General features: G+C 71.7%; 9 protein-coding genes. 6 read left to right on the top strand and 3 right to left on the bottom strand.

Annotated features, from left to right (window positions below; all coding sequences use genetic code 11):
* Nucleotides 1-249 precede the first annotated feature (249 nt).
* Genes J421_RS08665 through J421_RS08650 form a run of 4 tightly spaced genes read left to right on the top strand, consistent with a single transcriptional unit; the run spans nt 250 to nt 5,354 of the window.
* Complete coding sequence (locus J421_RS08665) at nt 250-1,806, top strand: TonB-dependent receptor (protein ID WP_104022417.1); 1,557 nt, start codon at nt 250-252, stop codon at nt 1,804-1,806.
* Nucleotides 1,803-2,888, top strand: a complete 1,086-nt coding sequence (locus tag J421_RS08660; RefSeq protein ID WP_104022416.1) for a TonB-dependent receptor domain-containing protein — start codon at nt 1,803-1,805, stop codon at nt 2,886-2,888. The genes J421_RS08665 and J421_RS08660 overlap by 4 nt, the downstream gene beginning before the upstream one ends.
* A gap of 44 nt (nt 2,889-2,932) precedes the next feature.
* Nucleotides 2,933-4,096, top strand: coding sequence for an FAD-dependent oxidoreductase (locus J421_RS08655; protein WP_025410782.1), 1,164 nt, complete (start codon nt 2,933-2,935; stop codon nt 4,094-4,096).
* Nucleotides 4,097-4,139: 43 nt separating this feature from the next.
* The gene (locus tag J421_RS08650) at nt 4,140-5,354 is read left to right on the top strand and encodes a PQQ-dependent sugar dehydrogenase (RefSeq protein ID WP_025410781.1); all 1,215 of its coding nucleotides are present in this window, start codon (nt 4,140-4,142) and stop codon (nt 5,352-5,354) included.
* 172 nt (nt 5,355-5,526) lie between these two features.
* Here J421_RS08650 and J421_RS08645 read toward each other — a convergent pair whose 3' ends face one another.
* From J421_RS08645 to J421_RS08635, 3 genes are read right to left on the bottom strand one after another with little or no spacing between them, the layout of a single operon-like run.
* The gene (locus J421_RS08645; RefSeq protein WP_025410780.1) at nt 5,527-6,015 is read right to left on the bottom strand and encodes a hypothetical protein; all 489 of its coding nucleotides are present in this window, start codon (nt 6,013-6,015) and stop codon (nt 5,527-5,529) included.
* Nucleotides 6,012-7,094, bottom strand: a complete 1,083-nt coding sequence (locus J421_RS08640) for an amidohydrolase family protein (protein ID WP_025410779.1) — start codon at nt 7,092-7,094, stop codon at nt 6,012-6,014. Before J421_RS08640 ends, J421_RS08645 begins: the two co-directional genes overlap by 4 nt.
* A gap of 8 nt (nt 7,095-7,102) precedes the next feature.
* Nucleotides 7,103-8,356 carry an acyltransferase family protein gene (locus J421_RS08635; RefSeq protein WP_025410778.1) on the bottom strand — a complete coding sequence of 418 codons (1,254 nt, stop codon included), beginning with the start codon at nt 8,354-8,356 and terminating at the stop codon, nt 7,103-7,105.
* A gap of 113 nt (nt 8,357-8,469) precedes the next feature.
* Between J421_RS08635 and J421_RS08630 the strand changes: the two genes are divergently transcribed.
* Both J421_RS08630 and J421_RS08625 read left to right on the top strand, forming a co-directional pair.
* Nucleotides 8,470-9,366, top strand: coding sequence for an ABC transporter ATP-binding protein (locus tag J421_RS08630; protein WP_025410777.1), 897 nt, complete (start codon nt 8,470-8,472; stop codon nt 9,364-9,366).
* Complete coding sequence (locus tag J421_RS08625) at nt 9,363-12,971, top strand: ABC transporter permease/M1 family aminopeptidase (RefSeq protein WP_025410776.1); 3,609 nt, start codon at nt 9,363-9,365, stop codon at nt 12,969-12,971. The genes J421_RS08630 and J421_RS08625 overlap by 4 nt, the downstream gene beginning before the upstream one ends.
* The last annotated feature ends 7 nt before the right edge of the window (nt 12,972-12,978 follow it).

The following is a 12,978-nucleotide window of genomic DNA, read 5'->3' as shown; positions in this document are numbered from 1 at the left end:
CGCTCCCTCCGAAGTGCGACGCGGCGCTCTCGTGCAAGCGCAGCGCCATGCGCCGCCGAAACCGCGACGCGCGTCACCGCGACCGGCGCCTAACGCGCGAGCGCCGCATCACGACCGGTTCGAGCGCCGGATCCACCGCGAGCTGATGAGCGCGTCACCACCGCACGATTGACAACTCGCCACGGCATGCTGTAGTAGCTGCGCATCGGCACGCGGCACGAGCCCACGATCCCGGCAAGGAGGTCTCCCATGCCCTGGACTCGCAGATGGCGCTGGATCCTCGTGGCAGCGGTCGCCGTCGCAGCAGCAGACAGATCCCACGCGCAGTCGCCGACGAGCCGCATCACCGGCACCGTGCACGACTCGCGTGGCGCGCCACTCGCATCGGTGGTGGTCGCGGCGAGCAACACCGCCACCGGCGCGACCCGCACGGGCACCACGACCGCGACCGGCACGTACAGCGTGTCCGGCCTCGCGCCCGGCGTCTACACCGTGACCGCGTCGCTCATCGGCTATCGACGCGGAAGTCGGGCGGAGGTGCGCGTGCCGAGCGACGCGCCGGTCGACTTCGCGCTCGACGTGCTGCCGCTGCACGAGGTCATCGTCACGGCGACGCTGCGCGAGCAGCAGCTCGCCGACGTGCCGTTCTCCATCGCCGCGCCGACGGCGAGCGTGCTGCGCGAGCGCGGCGCGGAGAACATCGAGGCGATCGCGGCGAACGTCGCGGGGTTCAGCGTGCAGAACCTCGGGCCCGGACAGTCGCAGGTCGCGATCCGCGGCGCGTCGGCCGGACAGATCGCGCGCGACCAGCCCGGCGTGAAGGAGGAGGTGGGCGCGTATCTCGACGAGGTGCCCATCTCGCTGTCGCTGTTCACGCCGGACCTCGACCTGTTCGACGTGTCGCGCGTCGAGGTGCTGCGCGGGCCGCAGGGGACGTTGTTCGGCGCGGGCTCGCTGTCGGGCACCGTACGCTACATCACGAATCAGCCGGAGCTCGGTCTGCGCAGCGCGTTCGGCGAGGTGGGCGCGAACTACGCGGACGGCGGCAACGGCGGCGCGACCGTGAAGCTCGGTGGCAACACGCCGCTCGGCGACCGCGCGGCCGCGCGCGTGGCTGGCTACTTCAATCAGCTCCCCGGCTTCATGCAGGCCGTGCAGCCGGGCAACGCCGTGCAGAAAGCCGTGAACGACGGACGACGCGCGGGCGTGCGCGCGGCGCTGCGGCTCGACCCGGTGGAGCATCTCACGCTCGTGCCGCGCATCGTGTATCAGGACGTGAAGATGAACGGGTGGAACCGGATCGACGCGTTCAACATCCTGGCGAACCCGTATACCACGACGCGCCCCTCGGTCACGCTCGGCGCGCGGCAGCAGTTCACGCAGATCCCCGAGCCGTTCACCGACAAGTTCACGCTCGGCGACCTGAACGCGTCGTACGACGTCGGCGGCACGCGGCTCACATCGGTCACGAGCTGGACGTACCGCGACATCCTCGTCGTGCGCGACGCCGGCGCGCTGACGTCGAGCATCACCGGCGGGAGCATCGGGCTGCCGGCCGCGGTCTACACGCTGAACGCGCCGCTCGACGACAAGACGACGGTGCACGTGTTCACGCAGGAGGTGCGGCTCGCGGGCGGCACGGACCGCGTGCGCTGGCTGCTCGGCGGGTTCTACGCCGGCAACAAGCGCAAGTACGGGCAGAGCCTCATCGTGAACGGGTTCACCGCGCTCTCCGGCGTGCCGTCGAAGGGACTGCGCGCGCGCGCACCGACGAGCTGTTCTACTCCGATCTGTCGTACGACATGAACCAGACGGCGGCGTTCGGCGAGGCGACGCTCCGCGCGACCGATCGCCTGGACGTGACGGGCGGCGTGCGCTGGTATCGCTTCGACGAGGACCGCACGCAGTTCTTCGACGGCATCTTCGGCAACGACGACAACGGCAAGACGCTCGTGTCGAACCCCGGCACGACGAAGGCGAACGGCGTCGCGCCGCGCGTGATCGCGAGCTTCAAGGCGAGCGACGCGCTCACGCTGAACGCGCAGGTGGCGAAGGGATTCCGGCTCGGCGGGATCAACGACCCACTGAACGTGCCGCTGTGCACGCAGACGGACCTCGCCACGTTCAGCGGCCGCAACTCGTGGCAGGACGAGAAGGCGTGGAACTACGAGGTCGGCGCGAAGTCGCGGCTCGCCGACGGCAAGGTGTCGCTGAACGTCTCCGCGTACACGATGGACATCACCGACCTGCAGCTCACGGTGACCGCCGGCTCGTGCTCGTCGCGGCTCGTGTTCAACGTGCCGAAGGCGGTGAGCCGCGGCGCCGAGGTGGAGCTGGACGCGGTGCCCAACGAGCACGTGGCGCTGTCGCTCTCCGGCACGTTCAACGACTCCAAGCTCCGCTCCACGCTGACGTCGACCAACGCGCAGGGAGCGGTGGCCGTGGTGTCCGGCATCTCCAGCGGCAACCGGCTGCCGAGCGTGCCGCGCGTGCAGGGCGCGGCGGCGCTGACGCTGCGACGCCCGATGCTGGCGTCGCAGGGATTCGTCACCGGATCGGTGCAGCACGTCGGCTCGCGCTACACGCAGATCGACGACCTCGCGGCGGGGTTCGGCGCGGTGGACCTGAACTCGTTCGGCAAGAACACGATCGGCGGCCCGCTCACGCAGTCGACGTTCCGCTTCGACCCGCTGCTCCCGGCGTATACGCTCGTCAACCTGCGCGCGGGGCTCACGCGGCCGGCGTGGGATCTCGCCGTGTACGTCAACAACGTCGGCGACACGCGCGCGCTGCTCGCGCTCGACCGGGAGCGGGGCACGCGGGCGCGCGTCGGCTATCTCACGAACCAGGCGCGCACGGTCGGCGTCTCGTTAGGCTTCCGGCGCTGAGCGACGACCTCACTCGGCGCGCGTTCGTCGGGGCGCTGGCGGCCGTGCCGCTGGCCCGCGCGAGCGCCGCCGAGCACGTCGTGGTGGTGGGCGCGGGCGCGTTCGGTGGATGGACGGCGCTCGCGCTCCGCCGCGCGGGGCTGCGCGTGACGCTCGTCGACGCGTGGGGCGCCGGCAACGCGCGCGCGTCGTCCGGCGGCGAGACGCGCGTGATCCGCGCGGTGTACAACGGCCAGGCGGCGTACAGCGCCATGGCGGCGCGCGCGCTCGTGCTGTGGCGCGACGCGGAGCGGGCGTGGGGGCGACGAGTGCTGCACCGCACCGGCGCCTTGTGGCTGTGCGCGTCGGACGACGCCTACGTGCGCCGCTCGATCGAGCCGATGCGCGCCGTGGGGCTTTCCGTGGAGGAGCTGTCGCCGGGCGAGGCGGCGCGCCGGTGGCCGCAGATGGCGTTCGGCGACGCGCGCACCGTGTTCCACGAGCCGGCGGCGGGATTCCTCGCCGCACGGGTGGCGTGCGAGCTGGTACGCGAGACGTTCGTACGCGAGGGCGGCGCGTATCGCCAGGGGTGGGCACGCCCCGGCGCGGCCACCCATGGACGGCTGCCTAACGTGACGCTCGGCGACGGCGGCACGCTCGCCGCCGACCGCTTCGTGTTCGCGTGCGGACCGTGGATGGGCCAGGTCTTCCCCGACGTCGTCGGGCGGCGAATCGTCGCCACGCGGCAGGAGTCGTTCTTCTTCGGCACCCCCGCGGGCGACGCGCGCTACGACGCGGGCGCGCTGCCGGTGTGGGTGCACCTCGGCGAGCGGTTGATCTACGGCGTGGCGTCGCACGATCGGCGCGGGCTCAAGATCGCGGACGACACCGCCGGCGACGAGATCGACCCGACGACCATGGAGCGCGCGCCGAGCGCCGACGGGCTCGCGCGGGCGCGTGCGGCGCTCGCCGCGCGGTTCCCGGCGCTCGCCGGCGCGCCGCTCGTGGAATCGCGGGTGTGCCAGTACGAGGCGTCGAGCGACGGCCACTTCCTCGCCGACCGCCACCCCGAGCTGGAGAACGTGTGGCTGTTAGGCGGCGGCTCGGGGCACGGCTTCAAGATGGGCCCCGCGCTCGGCGAGCACGCCGCGGCGCTCGTGCGCGGCCGCGCATCGGCGCACCCGCTGTTCGCCTATGCGCGACTGCGCGAGCGGCCTGCGGCCCGTTAGGATGATGCGAGACACCACACGCCCTCCGACCGCGAGCGACTTCATGCGACACCTCCGCACCGCCGTTCTCCTCGCCGCCGCCGCGGCTTCGCCGCTCGTCGCCCAGCCGGTCAGCAAGGACTGCACGCCACTCGAGACGCGCGCCGCGAACGCGAGCGGGCAGCAGCCGGCGTTCGCCGCGCAGTACCGCGCGTGCGCCGCCACGTCGAACGTCGCCTACGACGTCACCGTCGTCGCGCGGCGCCTCGAGAAGCCGTGGTCGGTGGAGCCGCTGCCGGACGGGACGTTCCTCGTGACGGAGAAGCCGGGGCGCCTCCGCATCGTGAACGCCGACGGGAAGCTGAACCCACCGATCGCCGGACTGCCCGGCGTGGACGCGCGTGGCCAGGGCGGGCTGCTCGACGTCGCGCTGAGCCCGAGCTTCGCCACCGACCGCACGATCTTCTTCAGCTTCTCGGAGCCGCGCGGCGACGGCAACGGCACGAGCATCGCCCGCGCCGTGCTCTCTCCCGACCGCCGTCGGCTCGACGACCTGCGCGTGATCTTCCGCGTGCAGCCGACGTACGACGGCACGATGCACTTCGGGTCGCGCATCGCGTTCGGGCCCGACGGGATGCTGTACGCGAGCTTCGGCGAGCGCTCCGACATGCCGATGCGCCACTGGGCGCAGCAGCTCGACGCGCACCTCGGCAAGGTGATCCGCATCGCGCCCGACGGCTCGGCACCGCGCGACAACCCGTTCGTCGGCCGACAGGGCGCGCTTCCCGAGATCTGGTCGCTCGGCCACCGCAACGTGCAGGCGCTCACGTTCGGGCCGGACGGCAAGCTGTGGGAGATCGAGCACGGCACGCGCGGCGGCGACGAGGTGAACCTGATCCAGAAGGGGAAGAACTACGGCTGGCCGCTCATCGCGTACGGCATCGAGTACTCCGGCCAGCCGATCCCGAACCAGGGGACGGCGGCCGCGGGGCTCGAGCAGCCGGTGTACTTCTGGGATCCGAACATCGCGCCGTCGGGCGCGCAGGTGTACACGGGGAACCTGTTCCCGGCGTGGAAGGGGAACCTGTTCGTCGGCGGCCTCGCCGGCATGCGGCTCACGCGGCTCGTGCTCGCGAACGACCGCGTCGTCGGTGAGGAGGCGCTGCTCACCGACCGCAACCAGCGCATCCGCGACGTGAAGCAGGGGCCCGACGGCGCGCTCTACGTCGTGACCGACGCGGACAACGGGGAGCTGTGGCGCATCGCGCCGAAGCCGTGAAGCCGTGAGCGCCGCTCACGACTCCACGTACGTCGTCTTGTAGGACTGAAGAGGGACTGAAGGAGGACTGAAGAAGGACTAACAACTCTGCTGGTGTTCTCCTTCTTCAGTCCTCCTTCAGTCCCTCTTCAGTCCTCTGGAAACACGTACGTGGAGTCCCGGACGGGTGCGCCTAACGGCGTCCGGTCGCCGTCTCGATCGCGGTGGTGGCGAGGTACTGCAGCACCGGCACCGAGACCACCACCACGGCGGCGACCCGGCGCTGGCGCGGGGTGGTGCCGCCGTTCCAGCGCACGCCGCTGGCGCGCAGCACGCCGTAGCCGGCCGCGGCGAGCGCCGCGCTCGCGGCGAGCGACATACGCAGGTCGCCGCGGCGGCGGTTCAGCAGGTGCGCGCCGACGGGGATGCCCAACGTGTAGCCGATGGCGGCGCCCGTCGCGATCCCCTCGATCAGCATGCACGTGTCGGAGTTCGCGGGCTCGCCGCACCGGTTGCCGCCGACGAACGCGCCGGCGGTGCCGCCGACGAGCACCCCGGCCGCGCCGCCGAGCAGCGCACCGAGCGCGGGACGCGCCGGCGAGGCGGACTGCGCGACCGCGCGCGGCGGCAGCGCGAGCGCGACGGCGAGCAGCGGCGGGACGACTCGGAGCGCGCCCGTCATGGACGCGCTCCGGCCGCGGGGAGCGCGAGCACGCGCTCGGCGTTCCGGTGCGCGAACTTCTCGAGCACCACACGCGGCAGCGCGAGCCCGCGCACCGTGCGATGCCAGCTCTGTCGACTCCCGAGCGTCACGGTGTCGGCGCTCGCGTAGTAGCGCCAGTGCTGATCGAACGCCGTCTCGAGCCCGGCGCGGCTCACCGAGCCCTCGCCGAAGTCGGTGCCCCACATCACGCGGTCCTGATAGCGGATCATGAACGCGCGCACCTTCTCGCTCGGCTGCATCGCGAGATCGTTGATGCGCGCCGCCGTCTCGACGTAGAGGTTCGGGTACGCGTCCAGCCGCCGCGCGACTTCGTCCACGTCGTACTCCAGACTCGCCAGGTGCATCGCGACCACGGTCAACGTCGGGTTGCGCGCCAGCCATCGATCGCGCGCCGCGATGATCGCTTCGTGCCGCGGGATCTCCGGGTGCGCATACGCGTGATACTGCGGGTTGTGACTGTAGTACCAGAAGTGCGGGCTCGATTCGGTCAGCGGCTGCCACGCGGCGAGCGGTTCGGCGATGTGCGCCATCACCGGGATGCGTCGCGCGGCGAGGAAGTCCCAGATCGGCTGGAATCGGGGGTCGTCGATCTGCACGTAGCGCGCCGATGCGTCCTTCACCTCCATGCCGATGTCCTTCCACACCTTCACGCCCTTCGCGCCGGCGGCGATGTCGGCGCGGAGCTGCGCGACGACGTTCGCCGCGAAGTCCGGCTCGTCGATGCGGAACGGATCGAACGTCGCGACGACGAAGAAGCGATCCGGGTGCGCGCCGCGCAGCGCCTGGAAGTCGGCCCACTTGTGCGCGATCTCGCGCGGCTCGCCGCCGGTGACGTTCACGAGCACCGCCCGCGCGTTCCACGCCTGGAGCGCGGGCACGAGGTCCGGGTGGTCGGTGCGGTAGTGCGCGTGCACGTCGACCTTCGGGAGCGCGCGGACGTCGGCGGGCGGCACGGCGCGCTCCGGCGCCGCCCGCGGGGCGCACGCCGCGGCGCACGCGGCGGCGAGACGGAGCAGCGTTAGGCGGCCGCGGCGCACGTCGGCGCTCAGATGCGGATGAAGATCCGGCGCCGGTACATCCAGAACAGCACGAGCCAGAACACCGCGAGCGTGGCCGCGCCGACGAGGATCGGCCGGTACGGCGCGCCGAGCGCGTCGAAGATCGCCGTGCCGAGGTGGATGCGCAGCGCCTCCGCCGTGTACTTCTCGCCGACGTGCACGAGCACGTACATCGCGATGGAATTCGTGCCCACGACGACGAGCGGGAACGTCCAGCGGGTGTGGCCGCGCACGTCGACGACGTAGTACCATGCCGCCAGGAAGACCGCGGACCAGCCGGCGCTGAACACCGCCCACGACGGCGTCCAGATGCGCTTCACGAGCGGACAGACGCCGAGCGCGTGAAGCGCGGCGCCCAACGCGATGCCCGCGAGGCCGTAGCCGACGAGCCGGCGCGCCTTCGAGTGCGCCGGCTCGGAGCGGCGCAGCAGCCCGCCCGCGAGCAGGCCGAAGATCATCGTGGCGAGTGACGGGACGAAGTTCAGCGTCGTGTAGCCGCCGCGGTTGAACAGGAACGGCCGCTCGCGCGGGAACAGGTTCAGGAACCACTGGTCCACGCGGTTGGCGAGGTTCGTGTTCTTGTCCCAGTGCGCGGCGAACCCCGTGAGGTGGTGCGGCCAGTCCGCCGGCACGCCCAGGGTGGCGGTGTCGAATCCCGCCGGCGGCGTCGGGTAGAGCGCGAACGCCGCCCAGTACGCGACGAGGATGGCCGCCGCCGTCGCCCACTGCGTGCGCGGTCGCGCGTACGCGAGGAGGAACAGCGCGACGTAGCCGAGGCCGATCTGCGTCAGCACGTCCTCGAACGTGAAGTACGTCTGCGGGCGCGTCTGCGAGCGGAGGAAGATGCCCAACGCGATCAGGATCACCGCGCGCCTCACGGCGTGCCGGAGCTGGGCCCCGAACGGCTCGCCCTTCGCGCGCCGGCTCGCCACCGAGAACGGGAGCGCGACGCCCACCATGAACATGAACGCCGGCTGGATCAGGTCCCACGGCACGAAGCCGGTCCACTCCACGTGGTCGAGCAGGCGGCCGACGAGGTGCGCGCCGGCGCCGGGGAGCTTCTCCGTCACCGCGGGGATGCGCAGGATCTCCGACGCCATGAACAGCATCGTGAAGCCGCGGAACGCGTCGAGCGACACCACGCGCCGGGACGGCGGCGGCGTGACGACGGGCGTGTAGACGGGCGTGGCGTGGACGCGCTCGCGCGTCGCGGGCGGTGCCTGCATGAGCTCCATGCTCATCGAATGCGGGACGGTCACGCGTCCCACAAGAGGGCGGCGGTCGCCCGCTTGCCCGGCCGATGCCCTGACTTTACGTTGCAAAGCCCTTTGCCGCCCTCCCCGCGCCCGGACCCATGCAGCTCTCCATCCGCGACCTGTCCAAGACCTATCCCAACGGCACGCACGCGTTGAAGGCCGTCTCGCTCGACGTGTCCCCGGGGATGTTCGGGCTGCTCGGCCGCAACGGCGCCGGCAAGTCGACGCTGATGCGCATCCTCGCCACGCTGCAGGAGCCGGACACGGGGGCCATCGCGTTGGGCGACATCGACGTGATCCGCGACAAGGACCGCGTGCGCGAGACGCTCGGCTACCTGCCGCAGTCGTTCGGCTTCCACCCGCGGGTGAGCGCGGAGCGGCTGCTCGACCACTTCGCCGTGCTGAAGGGGCTCGTCGAGCCGCGCGTCCGGCGCGGCGTCGTGGAGTCGCTGCTCCGGCGCACGAATCTCTGGGACGTGCGGGCTCGGCGCGTCGGCACGTTCTCCGGCGGCATGCGACAGCGGCTCGGCGTCGCCGTCGCGCTGCTCGGCAGCCCGAGGCTGATCATCGTCGACGAGCCGACGGCGGGACTCGACCCGGAAGAGCGCGTCCGCTTCCTGAACCTGTTGAGCGAGATCGGCGAGGGAAGCGTCGTGATCCTGTCGACGCACATCGTCGAGGACGTCGAGGAGCTGTGCAACCGCGTCGCGATCATCGACCGCGGCGAGATCCTGCTCGAGGCGGAGCCGGCGCGCGCGATCGACGACCTGCGAGGCCGCATCTGGCGGCGCTCCGTCGGCCGCGACGAGCTGCCGGCGCTCGAGCAGGAGCTGTCGGTGATCTCCACGAAGCTGCTCGCCGGCCGCACGATCGCGCACGTCTACGCCGAGTCGTCGCCCGGCCCGGAGTTCGATCCGGTCGAGCCGGATCTGAAGGACGTGTACTTCAGCGTCATGGCGCGCCACCACGGCGCCGGCGCCGAGGTCCGGTCGTGAGGCTGCGCACGGTCTTTCGCTACGAGCTCGCGTACCGCCTTCGCAGTCCCTCGACGTGGATCTACGCGGCGTTCCTGCTGTTCATGGGGTTCGTGAGCCTCGGCGCCGCCGCCGAGTCGGGGGGCGGCGACGCGGTGCACGTGAACGCGGCGCCACGGATCGCCCACGGCGTCGTGCTGTTCGGTGGCCTGTTCGGGCTGCTCGTCTCGGCGGCGCTGTTCGGCGACGCGGCCATCCGCGACGTCGCCGACGGCATGGATCCGCTGCTCTACACGACACGGCTCCGGAAGGCCGAGTACCTCGGCGGCCGGTACCTCGCGACGCTGGCGGTGAACGCCATCGTCGTCGTCGCGATCCCGCTCGGGAACGCGGCCGCCACGATGGTGCGCCACTTCGAGCCGGATGCGTTAGGCCCGCTCCGCCTCGCCGCGTACGTGCAGCCGCTGCTGCTGTTCCTGCTGCCGAACCTCGTGCTGGTCGGCGCGATCCTGTTCGCGATCGGCACGCTCACGCGGCAGGCGATCCCGGTGTACCTCGGCGCGGCGGGCTTCTTCATCGGGTACATCGTCGCCGCGAACTACTGGAACGGCATCGAGAGCCCGATGCTGTCGACGCTGTGCGATCCTCTCGGCATCAACGCGCTGCTCGCGCTGACGCGGTACTGGACGCCCGCCGAGCGCAACGCGCGGCTCGTCGGCTTCCCGCCGATGATGCTGTGGAACCGCGTGCTCTGGCTCGCGATCGCGTCGGGCGTGCTCGCCGTGCTGCACCGGCGGTTCCGCTTCGCGCACGCCGGCGGCGAGGGCCGCGGGCGCGCGCGGCGAGCGATCGTGGACGCGCCGCCGGTCGCGCCGTCGGAGCGGCAGTCGCCGCTGACGGTTCCGCGCATCGCGGGCGTGTTCGGGTCGTGGACGCGCGTGCGCCAGATGCTCGCCGTCGCGCGTCAGTCGCTGACCGAGGTGATGTCGGGACGCGCGTTCCCCGTGGCGTTCATCGCGGCCATCGGCCTCGTGCTGCTGTGGGGCTGGAACGTGGGCGACACCGTGTTCGACACGTCCACGTGGCCGGTCACGCACCTCGTGGTGGCCAAGGTCCTGTCGGAGCGAAGCATCATCATCCCGTGGCTCGTCATCGCGCTCTACGCGGGCGAGCTGGTATGGAAGAACCGCGAGGTCGGCGCGGCCGAGATCGCGGATGCCATGCCGGTGCCGACCGGCAACGCGCTGGGCGGCCGCTTCCTGGCGCTCGTCGCGATCATCGTGGCATTCCACGCCGCGTTCATGGTCGGCGGCATCCTGCTCCAGGCGCTGCAGGGCTACTACCGGTTCGAGCTCGGACTGTACGTCCGCGTGCTGTTCGGCCTCAACCTCGTGCACGACGTGCTGCTCGCCGCGCTCGCGATGACGGTGCACGTGCTCGTGAATCAGAAGTACGTCGGGCACATCGTCGCGCTGGTCGGGTGCGTGCTCGGCCTCGCCGCCGGTCCGCTCGGATGGTCGTATCTCGCGGTCTTCGACAGCGGCCCGCGCTGGACGTACACGGACATGAACGGCTTCGGCCCGTTCCTCCGTCCGTGGACGTGGTTCAAGCTGTACTGGGCCGCGTGGGCGCTGCTGCTCGGCGTCGTCGCGGTGCTGTTCTGGGTGCGCGGCCGCGAGCCCGGCGTGGGGCATCGCTTCGCGCTCGCGCGTGCGCGGCTCCGCGGCGCGACGGCCCGCGCGGCCGGGGTGGCGGCGGCGCTGATCGTCGCGTTAGGCGGCTTCGTGTTCTACGACACGCACGTGCTGAACGCGAACTCCGCCGCGGCCGACACGGGACGGCCGCAGGCCGAGTACGAGCGGCTGTACGGGCGGTTCGCGGACGCGCCGCAGCCGAGCATCGCCGCGGTCGATCTGCGCCTCGACGTGTACCCGCATGCGCCGGCCGTCGACGCGCGCGGCTCGTATCGCCTGGTGAACCGCACCGGCGCCGCGATCGACTCCGTGCACGTCGTCCTCGATCCGGACATCGACGCGCGGTCGATGTCGCTCGATCGCGCGTCGACGACGGCGCTCGTGGACGACGCGCACGGCTACCGGATCCTCGCGCTGCAGCGTGCGCTCGCGCCCGGCGACTCGCTGCGCCTCACGTTCGACGTGGCGTATCGGCCGCGCGGCTTCCGGAGCCGGGACATCGCGACGTCGGTGGTCGACAACGGCACGTACTTCGATCGCCGGTGGCTGCCGTTCGTCGGCTATCAGCCGCGGTTCGAGCTGTCCGACGGCGCGGCGCGGAAGCGGTTCGGTCTCCAGCGGCGCGCGGTCATGCCGAATCCCGACGACGTCGGAGCGACGGCCGACGACGACGACGTGCGCAACGAGGATCCGCGCGTGCGCGTCGAGACGGTCGTGAGCACCGCCGCGGACCAGATCGCGGTCGTGCCGGGCGTGCTGCGCAGGAGCTGGAAGCAGGGCGCCCGGCGCTACTTCCATTACGGCACCGACGTGCCCACGCGGTTCGCCACGTCCGTGTTCTCCGCGCGCTACGCCGTGCGCGACGACCGGTGGCACGATGTCGCGCTGCAGATCCTCCATCACCCGGCGCACGGCGCGAGCCTCGACCCGATCGTCCACGGCATGAAGGCGTCGCTCGACTACTACACGACCACGTTCGGGCCGTATCGGTTCCCGGATCTGCGCATCGTCGAGATCCCGCCGTACAGCCTGCGCGGCGGCCGCGCGTTTCCGGGCGCGGTGCTGTTCGCCGAGGACTTCTTCATCACGCGCGCCAGGCAGGGGCAGTTCGACCAGGCGTTCTTCGGCACCGCGCACGAGGTCGCGCACCAGTGGTGGGGCGGCCAGCTGCGAGGCGCGAACGTGCGCGGCCGCGCGTTCCTCTCCGAGACGCTCGCGAACTACAGCGCGATGCTCGTGACCGAGGGGACGTTCGGACCGGACGCCGCGCGCCAGGTCTACGCCTATCAGCTGGACCGCTATCTCCAGCGGCGGGCCGAGTTCTCGCGCGACGTTCCGCTGCTCGACGTCGAGGACCATCCGCACATCGCGTACGGCAAGGGCGCGGTCGCCATGTACACGCTGCGCGACCACCTCGGCGAGGCGACCGTGAACGGCGTGCTGCGACGCTTCCTCGAGCAGCACCGCGATGCCGGGCCGCCCTACCCGACGTCGCGCGACCTGCTCGCCGAGCTCCGCGCCGTGACGCCCGACTCGCTGCGGTACCTGCTCACCGATCTGTTCGAGACGGTGACGCTGTGGGACGTGAAGACGCAGCGTGCGTCCGTGCGGCCGACGGGCACGGGCGCCTACGAGGTGACGCTCGACGTGACGGCGAGGAAGCTGCGCGCCGACAGCGTCGGCCACGAGACCGAGACGCCGATGGACGACGTCGTGGAGATCGGCGTCTTCGCCGCCGACGCGGGCAGCGGCGCGCCGCTCTACCTCAAGCGCCACCGCATCCACGGCGGCAGGCAGACGATCCGCGTGATCGTGCCGCGGCAGCCGACCCGCGCCGGCATCGATCCGTTCCACAAGCTGATCGACCGCGACGGCGCGGACAACGTCGTCGCCGTGCGCGACGCGCCGGCGGACGCGCAGCGCGGGCGCTGAGGCGGCG

The organism is Gemmatirosa kalamazoonensis, assembly GCF_000522985.1.
Lineage (GTDB): Bacteria > Gemmatimonadota > Gemmatimonadetes > Gemmatimonadales > Gemmatimonadaceae > Gemmatirosa > Gemmatirosa kalamazoonensis.
Note: the sequence above shows the minus strand (reverse complement) of the source record. Positions and strands in the feature narration are given on the sequence as shown.